The organism is Eubacterium sp. (assembly GCF_057858645.1).
This window is the reverse complement of record NZ_DBLZZO010000004.1, coordinates 12,606-35,891: the sequence shown is the minus strand read 5'-3', so window position 1 is coordinate 35,891 and position 23,286 is coordinate 12,606. Positions and strand designations below refer to the sequence as shown.

Annotated in this window: 8 protein-coding genes and 1 riboswitch; all 8 genes read right to left on the bottom strand. The window is 32.9% G+C overall.

What is annotated here, in order from left to right:
• Window positions 1–688: 688 nt before the first annotated feature.
• Window positions 689–6,319, bottom strand: a complete 5,631-nt coding sequence (locus tag ACZM4J_RS02220) for a hypothetical protein (protein ID WP_428244906.1) — start codon at window positions 6,317–6,319, stop codon at window positions 689–691.
• 14 nt (window positions 6,320–6,333) lie between these two features.
• Window positions 6,334–10,671, bottom strand: coding sequence for an outer membrane protein assembly factor BamB family protein (locus tag ACZM4J_RS02215; protein WP_489485534.1), 4,338 nt, complete (start codon window positions 10,669–10,671; stop codon window positions 6,334–6,336).
• 2 nt (window positions 10,672–10,673) lie between these two features.
• Window positions 10,674–12,794 carry a transglutaminase-like domain-containing protein gene (locus ACZM4J_RS02210; RefSeq protein WP_302689324.1) on the bottom strand — a complete coding sequence of 707 codons (2,121 nt, stop codon included), beginning with the start codon at window positions 12,792–12,794 and terminating at the stop codon, window positions 10,674–10,676.
• Between the two features lie 17 nt (window positions 12,795–12,811).
• Window positions 12,812–13,798, bottom strand: a complete 987-nt coding sequence (locus tag ACZM4J_RS02205; RefSeq protein ID WP_022164648.1) for a DUF58 domain-containing protein — start codon at window positions 13,796–13,798, stop codon at window positions 12,812–12,814.
• 28 nt (window positions 13,799–13,826) lie between these two features.
• Window positions 13,827–14,774 carry an AAA family ATPase gene (locus tag ACZM4J_RS02200; RefSeq protein ID WP_428244909.1) on the bottom strand — a complete coding sequence of 316 codons (948 nt, stop codon included), beginning with the start codon at window positions 14,772–14,774 and terminating at the stop codon, window positions 13,827–13,829.
• 153 nt (window positions 14,775–14,927) lie between these two features.
• Window positions 14,928–17,012: a DUF4430 domain-containing protein gene (locus tag ACZM4J_RS02195; RefSeq protein ID WP_412334060.1), complete on the bottom strand. Its 2,085-nt coding sequence runs from the start codon at window positions 17,010–17,012 to the stop codon at window positions 14,928–14,930.
• A 151-nt stretch (window positions 17,013–17,163) separates the two neighbouring features.
• A riboswitch (cobalamin riboswitch) is annotated at window positions 17,164–17,354 on the bottom strand.
• A 107-nt stretch (window positions 17,355–17,461) separates the two neighbouring features.
• Window positions 17,462–19,816, bottom strand: coding sequence for a ferrous iron transport protein B (feoB, locus tag ACZM4J_RS02190; protein ID WP_302689321.1), 2,355 nt, complete (start codon window positions 19,814–19,816; stop codon window positions 17,462–17,464).
• A 316-nt stretch (window positions 19,817–20,132) separates the two neighbouring features.
• Window positions 20,133–23,267 carry a CotH kinase family protein gene (locus tag ACZM4J_RS02185; RefSeq protein ID WP_022165892.1) on the bottom strand — a complete coding sequence of 1,045 codons (3,135 nt, stop codon included), beginning with the start codon at window positions 23,265–23,267 and terminating at the stop codon, window positions 20,133–20,135.
• Window positions 23,268–23,286 lie beyond the last annotated feature (19 nt).

Below are 23,286 nucleotides of genomic sequence, written 5' to 3'. Positions count from 1 at the left end.
TGTTAATGAGTGTTTTTGTTGTTTAATTGCCTGTATGTAACAGAAAGATGAAACTCAACTTTGCTTATATATTTATTTGAAGTTTTAAGTTTAATATTATTTAAAGCAAGAAAGATTCATCCCTTTTCAGAATGAATCTTTCTTAATTATATCTATATCATTCATCCTGAAAACAATTATTCAGGACGAACATGTTGTCCGCGGTACCACCTGATTTACTGCCATGCAGCCACTCTCTGGTTTAAAAACCTTCCGATTATCGCTCGGTGACGGCTCTCCTACTAAAACACATCTGCTTCTACAACTATTTCCAATTCTGTTTCAAAAAACTTTATTCAAGTTATCTGTTATAAATATTATCCGGATACTCTTAAATATCCAATTAAATATGTTCTTTCAGATTGCAGCTCCGGAGTGTTATTCACATTAATTCATTCTACAGAAATTCCACCATCTTCTGCTCTCTATAAGCGATAATTAAAGCTACTTCTCTCTTTCAACGCCATTAAAATTGATTATATTATAATAAAAAAACATTGTCAAGGTATGCAATCCCTGTGTAGCGGTCCTTAAATGTCCCACCACACAAAGGAAAACCACATTCTTCCCTGACAATGTTTTTGTCTGTAAAATTCATTTAGCTTTTCAGTTGATTTTTACATTTTAACTTTAAAATTATTTTTGATTTTTACTTAAAAGTTACCTTTTTAGCCTTACCCCATTTCCCGTAAACTTTCTTGCCTTTTATAATTCTATAGAATCTGGCTTTTACATAATATTTCTTATTTGGTTTAAGTTTCTTATAAACAAAGCTTATTTTCTTAGTTCTAATTTTGATAACTTTTTTACCTGTAAATTTCTTGTTTGTAGCTATTCTTACTTCATAGCCTTTTGCACTCTTAATTTTCTGTAACTTTATGGAAATCTTCTTTGATGATTTCTTCTTTACAGCCTTTTTAACTTTAACAATCTTATTTATAACTTTCTTTGTTACCTTAGGTGCTTTTGTAGTAGGTGTCTTTTTGCCTGTTGTTACAACCTTAGATGTTGTTTCAGCTGTTGTGCTAACTGCCGATTCAGTAGTTGTGTTGTCTTCTGCGCTTGTTGTTTCCACTGGTGTTACATTATCTTCCGTACTTGCCGGTTCAGTAGTTGTGTTGTCTTCTGCGCTTGTTGTTTCCGCTGGTGTTACATTATCTTCCGTACTTGCCGGTTCAGTAGTTGTGTTGTCTTCTGCGCTTGTTGTTTCCGCTGGTGTTACATTATCTTCCGTACTTACCGGTTCAGTAATGTTTGATGTCACATTTTCTGCAGTTGTATCTGCTGATGTTGCCTTTTCAGTTGTTGTTTCTTTCTCAACTTCAATTTCCACTGTTTTACCTTCTGTTTCGAAGCCATTTAACTCAGCTGTAATCTTAATAGTATGTTTACCCGGTTTGTCAAAAGTATATGTAATTGTAGAAGCTGCAGGATATTTGTTATATAGTCCACCATCTACATAAACATTGTAAATCTGTCCTAATCTAATCTGTTCTAAATCCTGTTTCCACATAACTGAGACAACATTTTTATTCTGCTTAGCAACAGCAACACCTTTTACTTCTAAAGGTTTAGCCCACTCTACATTAATTACTGCCTGTGACATAAGAATTGGTGTTTTACCTTCACCATCAACATAAGCTGTAACAAAATATTTTCCTGCCTTGTCAATATTTACGCTGGCATTACCGTTTTTATCTGTTACAACATTCTCAAGTGTTTCCATTTTTCCTGTTGTAACATCAATAATTGCTACTTTAGCCCCTTCAATAGCATGTGTATTTGCATCAATTGTAGACTGTTCACAAGCTCCATACCATGCATAATTATAACCCTTTAATGATAAATTAAATGACTTGTCAGTTGTAATTTCATTAGTGCTTAATGTAATTGTTGAAAGGTCATCACTGTAAGATGCATCTTGTAAGAAATAGAAATCTGCTGTATTTCCATCGCTTACTTTTGCCTGGTCTACAGTGTAGCCTGTATAGTATCCATCAACCAATGTATCATTATGTGGATATTTTTCATTAACTGCATACATAAATGTTGACGCATCTTTTCCGAATGCTTTTGAAACCATAGTTCCATACTGGTTTGCACTAACTACAAGGTACTCATCTGCTGTACTTTCAGTAAATTTGTCGCCGTATAACTTTTCATGTTCAGCAACAAGTACGTCTAATGCTGATACACTATCCTCTACTGAATCTGTAAATCCATAAGATTCAGCTAAATAGCCGTTTACCACAATAGTGTCTGAAACTGCAATATATTTATTTTCTGACTGAACTCTTACTGTTACTCTTGCATTTTCATTTTCTAATATACATTTATCAAAGTTTTCATTAGAAATTTCTGACAAACCATTTAATAAATCTTCTGTGCTATTATCACTTAAAATTAATTCTTCATATTTTGAAGTAATTTTCTTTATGTCCTGTTTAGCATTTTCACCACAGTCATCTAAATCTTTTCCTGTAGCATATTTGTATAACAAGGCATCATTATTATCAAAAGTATAGCAGTCCTCTTCTTTAGTATTACTTGCCACTGTACCGCATGTAACACCATCTTCTGAGATACCATAGCAGTTCTTAGCTGTACCATATTTTAATGAACCTACAACTGAACCAACTGTAGTGCTGTTTACTTCTGTTGTTACTTTTCCAAGAGAAATACAGTTTTCAATAACAGATGTTGTAGAACCATTTCCATAACCTACAATACCACCAATTGTGCCACCTTTTTTGCTTTCAACACCTCCTGTATTAATACAGTTTTTAACAGAACCTGATGACATTTCTGCTACTATACCACCTGCAAATCCTACAGTTGAATATACTTTACCTTTGTTTACACAGTTTTCAATATTACTGTATGTTCCGCCAACAATACCTGCTGCATTTCTATTTCCTGTAATATTTCCTAAGTTCTGTGAGTTTTTAATAACTGTTGTTCTTGCATAACCTGCAATACCACCAATATAATTCCATGTTCCTTTTTCGTAATCTTTAATAGATACATTTACATTTGATGTTATGTTTGTGAGTTCTGAGCTGTCAGCATAAGCTACAACACCACCTGTGTATGCAGATGAAACTGATACTGTAGAAAGAGCTGACACTAAAACTTCACCATATACTGAAAGGTTAGTTATTTTTGCTCCCTTTATGTAACCGAATAAACCGCCATAAACTCCTGTTGCTGCCTTGGCTTTTTTCTCAAATCTAAAATTATAAATCTTATGATTATTTCCTTCGAAGTTTCCTCCGTAGTAAACATATTCTTTTCCACCGTTGAAATAACCAATCTGTGGGAAATTATGGCTTGCAAGGTCAATATCCTTTGTTAATTTTCCATTAATTGTTGATGTTGACTTAGCCGCCACTGAATTTACTTCCTTTGCAAACCATGCAAGTTCTGCACCGGTGCTAATTAAATATGTACCATCTTCATCTTTTTGTGGTTCAGTAAATGTCTGACCGTCCCACGCATTTTCAGCTGCCTTCTTTAATACAACATTAACTGTGTATGTACCATCTACAGTTTCAGTCTTTGAACCTAATGAGAATGTGCTGTTTGAAACTACATAGCCCTTTGCATCAATTGTATAATAGTATTTTCCATAACCAAGTGCTGTAAAGTTAGTAACGTCTTCATCAGCATTCTTGTCATGAACATTTATGTCATAATCTTTAATTTCATTTCCCTGTTCATCTGTAACCTTAAAATTAACCCCGTATGTTACTTTTCTTTTTACAGGAACGCCAAAATCTGCAATTGTAGAATGCTGACCTGTTACATTAACTGCATTAAAACATGTGCCTGCACCTGCATCTGTTAATGTATACATAAATGCCCATGCATTTGCATAACTATACATGGACTGTAAATTAACAAATCCATTATTTATTTTGTACTCTGTCTCTTCTTTACCTTCTTCAAATGTAACATCTTTTGGTACTGTAATTTCCAGTGAACCATTATCTGCAACCTGATACTGTGAAATTAAACCAGTGTACTGATTGTTGTTTTCATCATAACCTACAACCTGTAATATTACCGGATTAAAAATTCCTGAGATTTTAGGAATTGATCTGTATAATCCGTTAAAAGTAATTTTTACTTTGTCACCTGGCATAATGTCTTCACCTGGATTTGACATATTTTCATAATTGATTTTGATTTTTGCAGCTCTTACTACCTGATAGTCAACAGAGCCATTATTAGAAGTAACCTTAATAATATTGTTTCCATCTTCAAGTTTAACATTATACGTGCCATCTTCATTAGCTGTTATTTCTTCACTATCACCTAAACTACTGTTCAAATCATCTGTTGTTTTAACTGGTGTAACTTCAACTTTGGCAATTCCACTTTTCGCTGTTGGAGCAATGTTCATAGTTCCTTCTTCTTTGTCAAAGAAAAATGTATCATAATTCCAACACCAATTTTTACCGTTATTATTTTTTACACCAACGTCTAAAATATCGGAATCCTTATCTCCAACATTAATTACAACAATACCTGTTCTCTTTGGAGAAATTGCAGGGTAAAATCCGCAACTTGCTGAACCTTCTACATCAATTGCATTGTATGTAACAGCAATTACTGCTATGCCGTCTTTTACACCTGTAATATCTAACCAGTTGCCTTTTCCATTAGTTCTGTTATCTTCTACTTCCTTAATGTTAATGCAGTCTTCCCCTGATAATACCTGATAATTAAAGTCAGGCTCTATCATAATATTTCCTGCATCGCTGTTTACAATTTCCCAAACTCTGTAAGCTCTAAGTCTGAATGTATCATTTACATTTAGATTTTTTACATTCTTATCACTTACATTCATAATTAAGTTTGCTTCATCCCTTTTAATAACTGTGCTACCCAGCTTGCTAAAATCATGACTGGTAACATCTTTTCTGTCTAAATCAACTGAAATCTTAGCTGACTCTTCACTACCAAGGCTCATATAGCCTGCCTTAGTTACATAACCGTCTTTTGATACACGATAAGAATAATTTCCATTTGATTTTGGCACATAGAATAACCAGGTTACTGTTCCATCTGAATTTGTTTTCTGTTTATAGCTTTTAATTTCCCTGTCATTAAAGTTATTCATCTGGAAGAAAACCTGCGCCTTTGCTTCATCAGGTACTGTAATCTCTGATGTAATTCTTTTAGCCACTGCTGCATTCCATGTATCTACAGAATAACCTTTATTTACTGTCTTGTTTATTCCATATCCATACATAAGATCATAATTGTCTGCAACATCATCATTTGGATTTGAAAAATAATTATAAAGACAGGCATTGCCCTGCGCAATAAGCATATAAGGATAATATGTAATATTATTTTTTACAATAGGTGTGCCCGGTGTTGCAATACAATTATAATATGGACATACTACCTGCGTTGTGTACTGGTCTTCTGTTAAATAATTAGTTCCATCGTATTTACTGTTTGAACCAACATTTGTACATTTAATATACACTGACTTTGAGTCATAACCTGACTGGGTAACGTTTGATGCCATTGGAATATTAACATTCATCCCCCCCATTGGCACAGTATAGTCATCTGTGCTTTCATCATAGCCATAAGCTCTGTATGAATATGTGGCTCCAAGTAAAGAAGCAGTGTATACTCTATACTGGCCGCTGGCATCTATACCATTGTCAGTAATTTCTATTTCATTATCTTCATCAAATGTATCATATCCATCTGCATCATGACCTGTTGTTTTGTATAATTTAATTTTGGGATTTTTATTTTTTCCATTATTATCCTGTCCAACATAAAATGTCATGTCATATACTGTTGTTTCAGGATCTTCCACTGTTAAATCCACAGTGTAAGTTTCCTTAGAAAATTCTCCTGTTGACTTACAATACGCCTTCCAAGTGTACTTATATCTGCCCGGAGTGTTTTCTGTTACGGCATATTCTGACAAACTACTTGCAAAACCTATTACGATTTCTGAGAAGTCTGATGCTTCTGACCATTCTCCACTTTCTTCATCGTAAACACTTCTGCTTTCATAATAAACCAGACTATGTTTTTCACTATCTGTAAATTTTACTCCTAAATTTGGCTTGTAACCATTGTAAATATAAGTTGTATCCTTAACTTCACTTTTCACATTTTTACTTAATGTAATACAAGCCGCCGTTGTTTCTTCTGCACTTGCAATTGTCACGTTGTTAAATGACATACCTGATAGCATTGATAATACTAACAGTAATGCAAGTAGCTTTTTTCCTACATGTTTCATCTCTTTCTCCTTTTTTATTTTTTTATTTTTAAGCTTTTAATAGCTGAAAAATCACCATAAATTTTCTTTCCACTAACAATTCTGTATCCTCTGATTTTGTAAGAATACTTTTTGTTAAGTTTCACTTTTTTATCTAAATATGTAATCTTTTTATTAGTGGTTACTGTTTTAACAACTTTAAATTTCTTACCTGTTTTTTTGTAAATTACATATCCACTACAGTTTTTGTTTCCCTTCCATTTAATCTTTATGTATTTCTTCTTTGCTTTAGAAAGCTTCACTCTCTCTGTTTTTCCAAGCTTTGACTTTGCCTGTATAGCAGAAGCTTTACCTAAAATTATTCCCATTTTGCTATTTGAAATTTTTATGTATGGAATAACTTTATATTTGTAAGTTTGTCCAACTATAGCTGTTGTGTCTTTGAAATTTAACTTTGTTATGTTTGCAGCTTCCACATACTTTCCTGCTGAATTCAATTTGTAAACTAAATATCCATCAGCCTGTTTTAAACTATTCCAACTTATGTTTATTGTTTGGAATAACTTATTATCCCATTTTGTTTTCAACGGATTTTGGCTAAAATATTTAGCTGCTACCTGTTTGAAAGTTGCCTCAGCTTTTGTTAGTTTTCCGTAGTTGCTAACAAGAAATTCTAATGAACTATCTAAACTGTCATAAGCATTTCTTGCATTAAAAATTGCCTGTTTGGAATTTATTGTAATATTGTCGCCAATTAAGTTGATTTTGTTTACAACATTTGCTGCCTGCTTTTCCCCTGCCTCGTCAATGACAGTTATGTCTACTGTGTCAATTAAAGGCTCAAATTTTTCATAATTCTTTAATTCATCGTTATACAAAACATGTTCAAATGACACTTCTATGTCTGTCATGTTGGCTGTTAATTTTTTGTTTTCCACAGTAACGTATTTTGTAATATCTCTTGTTTTTCCATTTGAATAAAAAGCCGTAACTTCCATACCTGTAGAGTCAAATGTTTCACCAGCCTTATAAACTAATTTGTCAGGCTTCTTTGTAACCATTATTTTAGTTATTTTACTGCCAAGAGCCATCATGTATGCCGAGTCATTTTTGAAATACATTGTTCCGTATTCATCAGTTATCAAACTACATATTGCATAGTTTGCCTGTTCACCCTTTGGTGAAAACAAAACATTGTAGTCATTTTCGTCTTCGTACTCGCTGTCTCTTGTTATAATTGCTGAGCTTTGACCCGGTTTATCTTTCAGAACTCTTACCTTACCCGGCTCATAGTTATCTATAAAATAAACATAGGTATAGCCGTCCTGTTGTTCATAGCCTGTTGTGGCAAGTCCACTTGTCTGTGGATAACCTCTTGTTAAAAGGCTGTAAGCTATGCTCATATTCTCTAAATCTATAACTGTAATGTGGTGCCCTGAGTTTACTCCAAACTGCTCTTTACCCTTTACACCAACGTATGCCCGCCTGTTTGCAATTACAGGTGTGGATGTACTTGCGCTGCCAAGGTCTGTTTTCTTAATCTCTTCTATATTTCCTTTGGAGTCAATTTTTGCACAACAGAAATCTCCTCCTTTTGATGTAAAATAAAATCTGTCAGTATCTTTATCATAGGTAATGGTGCTTCTCACATCACCTCTAATGTCACTGTATTTTGAAATTACTTTTCCTGTTAATGGATTTAATACAAGCAGTGAGCCATTTCCTGTCTCGTCTGCACTGGCTCCATCATCTGTTCCAACTACCAGATAATTATCATTAACATAACTGCCTGCCCAGTAAAACCCACCTTTTGAAGTATATGTCCAGGTTGCTTCTTTGCTTTCAGTCTGATTACCTGTATTTTCATCTGTAGCAGAAAGACAAACATAATTAGCAACGCCTGTTTCACCATTCCAAAATCCCGTGTACACATAACCATCGTGATATGTAATTGGCGAATTAGGTTGACCATGTAACGGATCTTCATAAACCCACAAAGATTCCAATGTATCCGCATTAAACGCCTGTACGGCACCACTTGCCAGTGCCACAAAAATCATTCCATCACCATAAGTTGGTGGTGTAATATTAAAAGCTGAAGTTCTAATCATGTCGCCACTTTTAATTATCTCTCCTGTAATTGTATTAATTTTTACAACTGATGTTGCTGTAGTATAAACCAAATCTTCCCCCACAAGAATTGGTGAACTTGGTGCTCCACTGCCATAGCCCTTGCCTACTTTTTTTGCCCAATACAACATTGAGTTTTTGTAATCTGTAGCAGTTAATGAATCTGTTACTGCATTATTGTCACTATTACCTCTGAAATTACTCCACTGAGATTTAATGTTTTTGTTTATTGTTTCATTATTCTGAGCTTCGCTTAAAATTCCATTAATACTTGAAACTTCCCCTGCTTTAAAAGTTCCATTTTTAGATACATGGCCATTTTTTGTGATTACATAGGAGTACTCTTCGCCCTGAAGTAAATTCTCAAGAGTATATTTATCTTCAGGAACTTTTTCACTAACAATTGTTTCTTTATTTGAATTTTTTACCTGTAAAACACTTTCTTTGGTCAATTCAAAATCTACACTTACAAGTTTTGTTTTATTAATTTTTAAGATGTATAAATTACTTTCACAGCCATCCTTTTCAAGCTTTATTTCTACATTGTTATCTGTGCTAACTGTGTAATCATTGCCACTCTTTGTTTCTTTTCCATTTATGTAAACCTTGTATTGATTTTTCATATAAGGAACTGCCGTTAAAGTAATTTCCTTTAAACTTTCAGGTATGTTTATTTCATATTCATTTGTGTTTTGTTCAAACTGTGGTTGTAAATCAATGTTGTTATCCGTACTTTTTACAGACAAATTTTTCAATGACAGCTTCCTTATAATATTAAAAGTGTAATTTTCTTTTTTATTTTTATAAGTTGCTGTTATTGTAAATTGATTTCCACTTACTCCTGTTTCAATTATCCTGTTAAGCTTCTTTCCAAGTTCATCGTCTCCAACAATTGAAACTACCCTGTTTTCTCCATTTATGTCTGTATAATTTACTACTATCTCTACGTCATTAATTTCACTGTTGTCTAACGCTGCTCTCACACAAACTGAGTTCTCATAATCGGGTATTGTAATGTTATATTCATTTCTATTGTTTTGAAACTGAGAATCCAGGCTATACTTTAATGCGTTATCTGAAACACCATTACTTATTTCCATGTTTTTTATAATGTTGCCGGTGTAGTCTTCCACATTTTCTGTAGTTACATCAGGATTTTTTGTTCCTGTTTCAGTATTAGTCTCCTGACTGCCCGTACTTTCCTGTGGTGTTGTACCTGTTTCACCTGTATCTTTTTCAGTAGATGTTTCCGTTACTTCCCCGCTGTCATCACTTACATTTATTACTGCAATAGGCGGTGCCACACAGGCATTTCCTGATGACAAATTATAATTTTCATAAAGTGATGTAGATGACACATAGTAGGTTCCCGGCTTATCAAACGATAAATTAATCTGACCCTTATCATCTGTTGTGCCAAACCTTTTCCAATTATCATTGTTATAATCGGCTACTGCCTGAGACTGTTTGCAATACACAACATCTTCCCCCGGCATCTTTTCTCCCACAAAAGTTGAGCTCCCATCATTTGCCGCATTAGTTGCAGTGCCTCTCATTGTAAGGCTGATGTTTTCATTGGTTTTAATATTGTATATTCCTGAGTCGACACTATTTGTACTTTCACTTGTAAAATAAGCAAATGCCCCTGTGTGGTAAAAGTCCCAATCAGAAAACATTGCCACATCAATTTCCATACCATCTTCTAACAAAATATAGTCTGATGTAGAACCCCATCCTGCTGCCTGTAATGGATAAGAATGATTTACATAATACATAAGGTTTTCATCATGGCCCCAGAATCTTGTCATGTACAGACTTGTGGCAGAACCTGATATGCTCATTGCATCCTGAGTGCTGTCATTAGGAATGAATTTTTCTCCATTAGGCAAATAATATTTTTCCAACATTTTTATAAACAAGTGTAGTAATGTTGGCTGTTCAACAATCTTATCGCTGTTATATCTTCCGCCATCTTCAAATGAATCTGCTTCATATCTGTAATAGTCTTCCAAACCATACTCTGCCAAATCAAAATAGCTTATGGTTACCGGAACATGACAAAGAACTGTTTCATTATCATCATTTCCCGTTACAAATTTTCCATCTTCACTTAAAGTAAAATAAACGGTAACTGTTTTCTTACTGCCTTCCGTTTCAGCCGCTGACACATTACCGTAACCGGAAAAGCATGTTGTAACTACTAATATTAAAATTAACAGCAAAGAATATATTCTTTTTTTCATTACTACCTCCTATTTGTAAAGCTTCCATATTTTGAAACAAACTTCCATCTGAACTTTTGAACCGGCTTTAAACCTGCATACATATTAAACCTTACATTATTAACATAAGCTTTAACTTTGTTCGCTTCATTCACATCTGTTTCTTTGTTACTGTATCTTGCCTTTTCATATAAATTGACAATTTCTAAATATGTGTTTTTGCCTCCTAACTGATACTTAGCTACTGTTTTTTTATACTCACTTATGCTGTTGTATTGAACTTTTGCAAATATGCGCAATGTGCTAACCATAAATGAAACATAATTAATAACTGTTCTGTTATTGTCCCCATTTTCAAAGCTCTGTCTGATTTTTCTTCTAAGTATATAGAGCCTGATTTCATAAGCTACCACAAAAAGTATTAACAAATTCAATAAGGCAACAATAGAATAAATTAATTTCTCCTCTTTATTATCTTTAACCTTTTTTTCTTCTACTTCATCATCTAAATGCTTATCCTTATTTACGTTTTGAATTGTCTGCTTATTACCACTATTAGAATCATTATTGTTGCCTGAAATACTATCATTTGTTCCCATTAAATCTCTATATTTACTGTTAGTTTCAAATGGAATCCAGCCGATTCCATCCTGATAATACTCTGCCCAGGAATGATAATTAGATTGTTTAATGTTAATTGTTTGATTTGCCTTAACATTTTCTATATCTTTTTTGGTAATTAAATAACCTTTTACATATCTTGATGGAATTCCAAAATACCTAAACATTAAAACTGTAGCTGTTGCAAAATCTTTATTATTACCGGTTTTGTTTTTCTCTAAAAACTCTGTAAGAAAACTTCTATAATCTTTTATTCCTTCTGACTTTTCATCATAAGCTATATTTTTATTAAGAAAATTTACAATTGCAGATTTTGCATCACCATAAGATTTTCTTTCAGTATTGTTTTTCAAGTATGTACTTAATAATTGCTTTTCAGTATTAGTTAATTTTAAATAATTCTCATATACAAATTGATTGTAATAATTTTCCTTTACCATATAATCTGTTTTGGTTTGTAATCTATTTAATTTATCAACCATTTCAGAAAAATTATTAACTATGTTTTCACTTACAATAAATGTATAGTTTTTCTTTCCATAAACACCTTTTGACTCAAGACTTTCATCGCCAATTCTGTTTTTATTTTTTAGTTTTTCATTATCAGTAATATATTCATAAGGCGTGTATATGTATTTAGATGATGCCCCTACAACACTAACTGTCATTTTGTTTTCTGACTTTTCTCCAAGTAACTCCTGTTTTCCATTTGCTAACTGGCTTTGACCATAGAAGCTGTCTTTATGTAACCAATAAAATAAATTTGAATATTTGTATAAAGTCTTTTTGTCTGTGCTTTCCCAGCCTTTGTCTGTAAAATCACCTGCCACAAATCCTTTTAAATAATAAACCTCAGGCTTAGACATTTTCACTTTTAAGGCTATGTTGTTCTTTCTGTTGTATCTAAAATTATCTATTTGTTCTGTTAAAATAGAATTTACTTTCTTTATACTGTTTGCCTTACCACCATTCTCATTCCATAAAATATTGGATATGGGATTTATTAACACACCTATTATTAGCACTGTGCCAACTACTATTATTTGTGCTTTCCACCTAATGGTTGCCTTACCAATTGTTTTATTTAAATAAATTGCCATGTTTGCAAATAGAACAATGGTCATCCAAATTGTACTTTTGTTATTTCCAAACACCCCCTGTAAAACCAAAATACTAATTCCAACAATAAATAAAGGTAATAGTCTTTCGCTGCTTATCAACACATGCAGTGTTAAAATTAACAGCAAAATAAGTACAAGAAATATTACATCCATACTTCCATTAGAAGTCAGCTTGTATTGTGAAGTTATCACTCCGAATTTTTCTCCAACCATATTTCCAATTTTATTTAGAAATACTTTTCCATTCAGACCAAAGGATGTGATTTTAAAATCTAATAAAGTTATCAAAAATCCACCTGTTCCTATTAAAAGAATAAGTTCCAAAACGCTTCTCAAAATAGCTGTTGATTTACTAGCTTCCGTATTTAATTTTTTTAAATCAACTGTACTTTGATTTTTCATTTTTTCACCTTTCTGTGTTAGTTAGAAACAACAATCACATTTTCATAATATAGTTTTTGTTCCTGTAGTTTCTTTTCAAAATCCACAAAATAATCCTTATTGCTGTCAACATCTAAAACTTTCAAAAGATTTCCTGTTAAGTCTTTTTGCTCTGTTATTTTATAAGTTATCCATTTTCCTTTGCTACACCAGGAAACACTATGAGATATATTTTTTTCAATTAAACTTTTGCTAAGGGAAAACAAGCGTTGTCCTAACTTGTCCCAAGCTTCATAGCTTTCCTGTTCATCTACATTATTAAAAAGTATCATTACCAGGTCTTCTGTCTCTTTTGACATTTTCTTAACCATAGGTGTTTCATATTTACCTGTTAATTTCCAATGAATATTTTTTATGTTATCTCCCTTAACATACTCTCTAATATCGTACATTTCACCGGAAGAAGCACTGTTACTTTCCACAAATTTCCATGAATCTATGGCAGTTGTTCCACTACTTTCTTCTATTTTTATATTTGTTGTCTCTGGCAAAATAAAAATTTTACATATATTGCCTAATATTTTTCTGTTTGAAAAAATCCCCCACAAATCAACTATCTCTATATTCTCAACAGCTATGTTTATGCAACCACAATATTCCCTGCTAAGTCCTAATGGGATTTTCTCTGTTTTCTTCATGCCCATAAAAGTGCTAATTGTTACGGCTTTTTCCTCTCCGGTAAACTTATTTTTTATTTTGCAGTTAGCCTTAATTTCACTTAAAGGCAATAAATACTTTAATTTAATTATTAATTTTCCTTTTGTTTCTTTTTCCTTACCGGCAATTCCCGGAAACTTTAAATCTACACTAAGTCTCTTAAGGGCAAATCTGCCATACAATAAGGAAAACGCTTCTAATATTATTAGTACCAATGCAACTGTGAGAAATAATGATTTTTCACACAAAATTCCCAACAGCAAAAGAAAAATTAAAAATAATATCCATAAGATTTTTTTTATTTTCATAAGGTTCCTATCTTTTTTTAATGTTGTTTTAAATATTAATTGTCACACTGTTTAGAATTTCTTTTATGACTTCCTTGGAATTTTCATCATCTAACGGACTATTATTAAACACCATTCTGTGGCAACACACATCTTCAAATACATAGTCAACATCTTCCGGCACAACGAAATCTCTGCCTTTCATTAAAGCTCTCGCCTTTGCCATTTTGCAAATTGCCAAAGCTCCTCTTGGGCTTACACCTAGACTTACCAGTTCATATTCTCTTGTTTTTTCCACAAGGCTGCTTATATATTCATAAATTTCCTGAGATACGAAAATATTTTCTGCAAGGTTTTGTATGTCAATTAATTGTTCTCTTGTGACTACTGTTTTAACTTTTTCTAACGGATTTTCATGGTGTCTGTCTTTCATAATTTCTATCAGACTCTCTCTGCTTGGATAGCCCATGTTAAGTCTTACCATAAATCTGTCTAACTGAGATTTTGGAAGACTTTGTGTACCAATCCAGCCTGTTGGATTCTGAGTTGCAATTACAACAAAGGGATTACCTGTTTCTCTTGTGACTCCGTCCACTGTGATTTTTCTTTCTTCCATTACTTCCAACAATGCCGATTGAGTTTTACTTGAGGTTCTGTTAATTTCATCTGCCAACAAAAGATTTGTCATTGCACACCCTTCCATATACTCAAAACTTCCGCTTTCTTTGTTATAAACTGTAAAACCTGTTATATCTGAAGGCACGCTATCCGGTGTAAACTGCATTCTTTTATAATCAAGTCCTAAAACCTTACTAAAAGTTAAAGCTAAAGTTGTCTTTCCCACTCCCGGCACATCTTCCAATAAAACGTGCCCTTTGGAAATTATTGCCATTAAAACTTTTTCCACAATTTGATTTTTTCCTTTAATTACTTTTTCAACTTCACTAATTATGTCTTTTAACTTTTCATTTATTTTCTGATTTATTTTTTCAATCATACTTATGTCCTTTCATTAATTACACCCAATCTTATTCTTTTATTTGAGATATTTTCACCTGTTGTGCTTCATTACTTTTCAAATAGGTTTTATATATTTTTTCATCTTATTACTTCAAGACACTTTTCCTTTAATTCTGAATAAAGCTTTACTTTAATATGTAATATCGTACTTGTCTTTTATTCCATAGGATGTGCCTGACTGATTATATCCACCAATATCTTTGCCATAAGCCAACGTATATCTAATGAGAATATTGTCCCCATCCTTTGGCTTATATTCTGACATGCCATACTCCTTAAATTCACCATTTACGCAATATGTCCAACCTGACCCCTGACAAAAATCAAACTCTGACAGACTATCCATATCGTATACATAGTTTCCGGTTGCAGGATCTATATTAAACTGTAAACCGTCTTCTTGAATTTCTTTCTTTAATTTATCGTCAATTTTCCAACCTTTTAATATCCCTGGTCTGCCAATTGACTCCAAATAAAATCCTGTGCCTGTTGTCCCTGTGTTAGTAAATGTAAAGCCACTTCCATCCATTGCTCTTTCAAACACATCTGCTGCACTGTCACCATAATAAATGTCAACTTTCTTAGGTTTAAGTAAAACGCCTAAATGTATAACCTTTGCATCTATGCTGACCCTTGCAGTTCCTATTACTGTTCCCTGATCTATGTATGTACATTTAACTTTATAAGTAAATACTTTATATCTTCCCTGATTGTCGGTTAGCTTAATTTCCAAATTATTAATTCCATTTTGTAAATTAAGTAAATAACCAACATATTTTGCAGACCATCGATATTGAATCTTTTTGCCATTTAACTTAACTTCTATTCCATCATAGTAAATCCTGTTATCTTTGTAGTCCTTGGCGCCAATGTACAATGTAAAAGTTTCCCCGTTAATATCCATTCCATCTTTTATATTTATGTACTCAAGAATTGGTTCTGTATCTTTTGTAGCCAATGGCACATATTTAACCGTGTATGTTTTATTTATTGAAACACCACCTGTGTCCACTGCTTTCAGTCGTATGGTGTTGTTTCCAATTTCTAACTTCGTACTGTAAGCATTTTGGCTACCTTCAATAATATCTCCATTGACAATTACTGAAAGTTTCGCCTTACTGCTTCCATTTCTAACAAGTGCAAAAAAGCTTATTTTATCTGCATTAACTGTCTGATTTTCCAAATCTGTTTCGATTCCGAAACCTTCCTGATACTTTAAAACAATTTTAAAAGTTTTTGTTATTTCATATTTGCCATACTTTCCTTTGGCAATAATTTCATTTTCCCCTTCTTTTAATACAACAGAATATTTACCATTTTCTCCAGTTATGTTTTTGCCATTTAAACTAAGAAACATTTCTCCATTATTGTTTCCCATTTTTGCCAGTGCAAAAAATTTTAAAATTGGTGATGATACTGTTTGATTTTTCAAATCCGTAGATATAAAAAGATTTTCTGTGTCTACGTTTACTGTATATTTTTTCTGTGCATTTATTTCCTGACCATCTTCAGTTCTGTATGTAATGCTAATTCTTATATCATTTGCGCCCTCTTTTAGCACAACTCTGCCATCAAAATTAGTTACAACCATTTCATTTACATAAACCAGTTGTTGCTCAACTGTAAGACTATCTATTAAATGCTTTATCTTAAATGAATATTCATAAGTTGATATTGTTTCTCCATCCTTAATGGTTGTGGAAAAATATTCTTTCTTAACTTTTTTATTTTTTACGTGGGATACATATTTTCCGCCGTCTTTTCCCGGCCCGGTATTAGAAGGGTTACTTCCTCTTGATTTTTTGGAAGTGTTATTTAGATTTGTGTTCTTATTACCTATATTTTTTGTATTCTGATTGCCTTTATTATTATTGTCGTTTCTATTATTCTCTACATCGTTACTTCTGTTATCAGTATTGTTACTGCTATCGTTATCTGACTTATCACTTTTATTGGCAGTATTGTAATCGCTGTTGATATCTGACTTATTACTTTTATTATTTGTGTCTTCCTGATTTTGTGAATTATCTATATCATCTAGGTTCAGATTACTGTTTTCATAAACTTTGGACGTATCTGCCAGTTTATCTTTCATTGGATTGTCCGGCACATCCCCCCGATTATTAATTACATTAAATGTAGTAACAATAACAGCAATAACCGTAATTATAACGACTATATTATTTATTAAATTTTTGTATTTTTTCTTATCCATAGTCGCTCCTGATTACTTTTATCATAACAATTATCTAAGTTGTAAATTCTCTTACATAGATTAAATCTCTGCTTACCAAAAACTATATTTTTGAAATAATTTACTATAAAAAGGCAACAAAAAAAACACATCCTCCTCACCCGGAAAATATATTTAAACCACATATATGGCAGGTCTCCTGACTCAGCTTCATCCTTAAAAGCGCCTTCCCAGTTTCCCAGTGACATAATTGCTTTCTCGTCTGCATTACAGTAGTGGTGACTGCTTCGGGTTCTAACCGAATTCCCTTTTAATCGACACAAACGTTTTATTTACCTTAGAACCTGTTAGATTCTGTAAGTAAATAAAACCTTTTGCCGAACCATATACTGATATTCAATTAAATTGTTTTTATAATAGCATTATTTATCCTATATTTCAATGGACATAACTTACACAAAAATGTATATTTATACAATCATAAGCACCATCTTAAACAAAAATGCTACTATCCAGGCAATTACACATTGTAAAACCACAAATCCTATTGCCCATTTTCCGCCTAATTCTCTTTTTACAGAAGTAACAGCGGCTACACATGGTGTATAAAGTAAAGTAAATACTAAAAATACTATTGCACTTTTCACATTAAACATCGATGTTATGGCTCCACCACCTAACAATACTTTTAGTGTACTTACAACACTTTCCTTTGCTGTAAATCCTGTGATTAATGCTGTTGATGCTCTCCAATCTCCAAATCCTAATGGTGCAAATATTGGAGCTATCACTCCACCTATCATTGCAAGCATGCTATCTCCTGCATCTTTTACTAAGTTAAAATGTATGTCGAATGTCTGTAGGAACCATATTATCATTGAAGCTAAAAATATAATTGTAAATGCTCTTGTTATAAAGTCCTTCGCCTTATCCCACATTAATCTTAAAACACTTTTGGCACCAGGTAATCTATAGTTTGGAAGTTCCATTACAAATGGTACCGGTTCTCCCTTGAATTTAGTTTTATCTAAAATAACAGCATATAAAATTGCCACAATTATTCCTGTAAAATATAAGCCTACCATTACCAAAGCTGCATTGTGACTGAAAAACGCAGCTGCGAAAAATGCATAAATAGGAATCTTTGCTGAACAACTCATAAATGGTGTAAGTAAAATAGTCATTTTTCTGTCTCGCTCTGATGGCAATGTTCTTGTTGCCATAATTGCAGGAACTGAACAACCAAATCCAATTATCATTGGTACAAAGCTGCGTCCTGACAAACCTAATTTTCTAAAAGGTTTATCCATTACGAAAGCTATTCTTGCCATATAACCACTATCCTCAAGTAATGACAAAAAGAAAAACAATACAACTATTATTGGAAGGAAACTAAGTACACTTCCCACACCAACAAAAATTCCGTCAATTACTAATGATTGCAATACTTCGTTAACGTGTGCCCCATTCATTGCATTTTCACATAAGTTGCTTAAATAGGTTATTCCCATATCCATAAGGTTTTGAAGCCATGCTCCCACCACACTAAATGTTAACCAGAAAATTATTGCCATAATAACAATGAATGATGGAATTGCTGTGTATTTTCCTGTTAAAACCTTATCAATTTTTTTGCTTCGTATTCTTTCCTTACTTTCCCTTGGTCTGACAACTGTCTGTTTACATATTTTGTCAATAAATGAAAAACGCATCTTTGCCAAAGCGGCATGTCTGTCCATGCCACTTTCTTTTTCCATTTGGATAATAATATGCTCTATCATTTCTTTTTCGTTTTGATCTAGATGAAGTCGGTCAATTACTTCCTGATCACCTTCTATAATCTTACTTGCTGCAAAACGTATTGGGACTTCATTTTTATGGGCGTGGTCATCAATCAAATGCATAATTGAATGAATGCCTCTATGTACTGCACCACCATCTTCTCCCTCAGCATCACAAAAATCCATTCTTCCCGGACGTTCTCTGTAAATTGCCACATGCATTGCATGCTCAATTAACTCATCCACACCTTCATTTTTTGCCGCTGAAATTGGCACAACAGGTATTCCTAAAGAAGCCTCTAACTTATTTACATCTATTGCTCCTCCATTGGCAGTAACCTCATCCATCATGTTAAGTGCAAGAACCATAGGAATATTTAGTTCTATTAATTGCATTGTCAAATAGAGATTTCGTTCAATATTGGTAGCATCCACAATGTTAATAATTCCTCGTGGTCTGTCATCTAGAAAATATTGGCGGGACACTACCTCTTCACTTGTATAAGGTGACATTGAATATATGCCCGGCAAGTCCACAACCATTGTATTTTCCTGGCCTCTAATTGGGCCATCTTTTCTGTCTACAGTAACTCCTGGAAAGTTTCCAACATGCTGATTTGCTCCTGTTAGTTGGTTAAACAATGTTGTTTTTCCACAATTCTGATTTCCTGCAAGGCCAAATGTAATTAACTTACCTTTAGCTATTTTTTCTCCTCTTTGTTTAACATGATAAATTCCCGGCTCCCCAATATGAGGATGCGTTGTTTTGTTATATGTTGGATTACTCTCTTTTTGATATTGTTGCTCTATGACCTTTTCATCTACAAGTTCTATATCAATACATGCAGCATCATCCTTCCTAAGAGTCAATTCATATCCCCATATTCTATACTCTATAGGATCTCCCATTGGAGCTGTTTTCATATATTCAATCCCTGTTCCTTCAATAAGTCCCATGTCCAAAAAATGTCTTCGAAGTTGTCCTTCTCCACCAACATGTATAATTTGACCATGTTCCCCTTTTTTTAACTCAGATAATTTCATAATTTTCTCTTTTCTTTCCGCAAAATAAAATTACAGTGCCTATTTTATTTCCTCTGCTATTATGCTGATAAAACTTAAACACACACTGTAATAAGTATAAAACATATTTTTTATTTTACAAATACATATACAATAATTTATTATATTTTTCCAAAATAATATATAATTAACTTATCAATATGGACTTTGCTTTTCCAAAATTACTTAATCGTTGTAATTTTTTTGTTAATTATATTTTAAGTTATATAGTATTATTGTGCAAATACCTATAATTAATAACTTTCCATGGGTAGAAAGCATAAAAAACTACAGTAGTTTATTCATTATTTTTTGTCTTCTTTTGATCAGTTTTCTTTTTTGTAGTCTTCTTTCTGCTATGAGATGTCTTTTTTACTGTTTTCTTAGGTTTTACAACTTTAACCTTTTTAGAAAATGTTCCCTTTGCTATTTTTGTTTTTTGGGCTTTCAAAACAATTTTTTTAAGTTTCTTATTTTTTGCAAACATCGTTTTTGTTAATTTTGCTACGTTCTTGCCAATTGTAATTTTCTTTACATTTGTTAAATTAGCAAATGCTTTATTTTCAATGGCAGTTACCTTGAAAGTTTTATTGCTAATCTTAACAGTTCCGGGAACTTTAACACTCTTTACTTTTTTATTCTTTACGCCTGCAAATGTTACTGTATTTTTCTTGCCTGTAGATATTACCTTGTAAATGTTGCCCTTAACATTGTACAGACTACCTTTCTTTACAACATTCTTAGATTTGTCTACAACATTAATTATGCATGTTGAAACATCGCCATCTTTTACCATAACAACTGCAGTTTTTCCTTCTGCAACAGCATGTATAACTCCACCTGCTTCAACTTCTGCAATAGACTCATCAATTCCGATAAATGATGGGAATTCACTATAAATTGCATTGTCAGGTGTACTTGTAATGTTTAGTTGTCTGTATTCACCAACATTCATTGTAATTTCATTGTCATCTAATAAATAACTTTCATAGTCAAAGTCCCGTGTTTCCTGCTGGTTGCATACATGAACTTTACATGTTGCCTTAACTCCGTTATCTGTGCTTACAGTAACTACTGCGTCACCTGGTGCTACTACATTTATCATACCATCATCTACAGTTACAACATTTTCATCACTTGATGACCATTTTAAATTAGGGAATGTTGTGTCAAAAGGTGCAACTGTCGCAATTAAAGTAGCTACACCTATATCTGTTGAAATATTCACTTTTGTTTTATTTAAGTAAATTTTCTTTGCTTTTACAACTTCGTTTTCAGGTATATATTTTGCTGTTAATGTAATTGACTTTGGAACAGCATCATATGTATCAAAATCACCTTCATAGTCATAACCTTTTTTCTTAATATCTTCTAATTCAGCCTTTGTCTCATCATCTAAATCGTCCGTACTCAAGTCTGGATGGAGTATTATGTATTCATCATAAGTAAGATGATATTTTGTTGTCCAGCCTGCAAACTCATAGCCTTTTTTCTTAGGGACTGTTGGTACATTGCTTAATGTTTTGCCAATGTATTCTTTACCAGTATAAATTGTTTTACCGTTTGCTACATATTTTACTGTACAAGGTGTAGGTGACAAAGTTTTAATATTTTTATCAACCCAATTAAGTCTTTCCTTTATCCAGCTTCTTAATCTTTCAACTTCCTGGTCATAAGTTAAATTAACAGCAGAATCACCCTCGTTGTAATTAATAGGTGATATACCCCATTTTTCAAAATTGTATAAAGCTGACTGTTTAACTTTCTCCTTATATTTATCAAGCTGTCCACCATCTTTTATAAGTTCTTCAACAGCAGCCTTTAATTCCGGCCAGCTATCTACAACTTTTTTAGAAAAGCTTTCATCCTCAAATAATCTTTCCAACCACATATTGCTGTTTTCTGTCCAGCCTGTAGTTGAAAAATCATCATATTCTGTTGACCCCCATGCCACATAATCAAAATCCCAAAGTGGTCCCCAGAATAATTTTCCATTTCTTGGTTTATATAAATATGTACTTGTTGAAGCATATCCATCACCATTCATTGAGAATTCCTGAATCAAATAGTAATAAACTGTTGATGCCACATCCATCAAATCTGAATAGGAAACGCCTTTTTCATTTTTGAAATTCTTTCCATAAATGGCATCTTCAACGCTTTGGACATAATTCTTTATGTAATTGTATTGTGTTTCATTGTAATAATCTTCAAAAGAAGGACTTTCAATTAAGAAAGTGTTGCTCTTTTTTGTTTTAAAAGATTTCTTTTCTTCATTACCATAAGGTTCAAGTGATAATAAATAGCCACCTGTTATAAATGGTTCCTTTGTTTCATGCATTGCATCTTCGTTTGCTTCCAAATCATCAATATTTACTCGTGTTTCCCCAACTCTTACATGTTCACACAAGAAATAGCTTCCGTAATAATCACCATTCATTACTACATCAACCGGTTCACTTTTTGGTGTAAATGGCATATTTAACTGGCTGCCAAGCCAATATGTAATCTTGTTTCTAAGCAAACTGTTGTCATAATAGTTTGCCAGTAAAACCCAATGTTTGTTCTTACCCATACCAAGTAAATCAGCTTTCTTATCTAACTTAATCTTGTAAGGTTTCTTGTCAACGCTCCAGGTTGAGTTTCCTCTGCCTCTAATATATTCTAACTGATAAGTTCCGCCTTTTGCCTTCTTACCTGTATATTCACATGTGTAATTATCTGGAACTGTCATTGTCATGTTGCCATAACATTCTGCACTGTGGTCAGATGAACCATTCATCTCTGCAATTGTTCCCTCTGATTCATCAATGTTAAAGTAAATTGTTGGCACTGTGCTTTCAACAAATTCAATAGAACTAATATCAAATTTCACATTATCTGCAGAAGCATCTAATACTTTAAGTTGAACTGTATGCTCACCTATTAAGTTCAAACTTGAAATATCTGTTGAAATATTCTTTGGATTTCTCCAATCATTTTTCTTCTTCTGTCTGTTAAGAACTGTCTTGGCAATTGGCTCACTTGCACCATCAACATAAATTCCTAACGTTACTGTTGTTCCTTTTTCTGACATGGCATCCAAACTGATTCTGTCAATTTTTGAACCATTGAAATTAAGTGTCTTATCAAGAACAATCTGATTCTCTAATAAGTTTTCTTTTGTGCCACTGAAAATAACTGATTTTGATTTTTCATCTTTTGTCATTTCAATTGTATTATTATCATTTTTAAGTTTTCCCTGATCTAACAGCACTGACATATACTGTCTGAAGTAATCACCCTCAATTTTTAGTTCATCCTTTTTGTCTGCGGCTGTTACATTGCCATTAACGTCTGCTTTTGTGGTTACATTGCTAAACACTGTAGCAGGTGCAACCATGCAAACAGACATTAATATTGCCACCGCTTTTACTACTTTTTCCCTTCTCATATTTTTATTCCTTTCAGTT

Excerpts from the sequence above, each read along its gene's own strand:
- ACZM4J_RS02220 (WP_428244906.1), bottom strand. The coding sequence starts at position 6,319 with ATGAAACATGTAGGAAAAAAGCTACTTGCATTACTGTTAGTATTATCA.
- ACZM4J_RS02215 (WP_489485534.1), bottom strand. The coding sequence starts at position 10,671 with ATGAAAAAAAGAATATATTCTTTGCTGTTAATTTTAATATTAGTAGTT.
- ACZM4J_RS02210 (WP_302689324.1), bottom strand. The coding sequence starts at position 12,794 with ATGAAAAATCAAAGTACAGTTGATTTAAAAAAATTAAATACGGAAGCT.
- ACZM4J_RS02205 (WP_022164648.1), bottom strand. The coding sequence starts at position 13,798 with ATGAAAATAAAAAAAATCTTATGGATATTATTTTTAATTTTTCTTTTG.
- ACZM4J_RS02200 (WP_428244909.1), bottom strand. The coding sequence starts at position 14,774 with ATGATTGAAAAAATAAATCAGAAAATAAATGAAAAGTTAAAAGACATA.
- ACZM4J_RS02195 (WP_412334060.1), bottom strand. The coding sequence starts at position 17,012 with ATGGATAAGAAAAAATACAAAAATTTAATAAATAATATAGTCGTTATA.
- feoB (WP_302689321.1), bottom strand. The coding sequence starts at position 19,816 with ATGAAATTATCTGAGTTAAAAAAAGGGGAACATGGTCAAATTATACAT.
- ACZM4J_RS02185 (WP_022165892.1), bottom strand. The coding sequence starts at position 23,267 with ATGAGAAGGGAAAAAGTAGTAAAAGCGGTGGCAATATTAATGTCTGTT.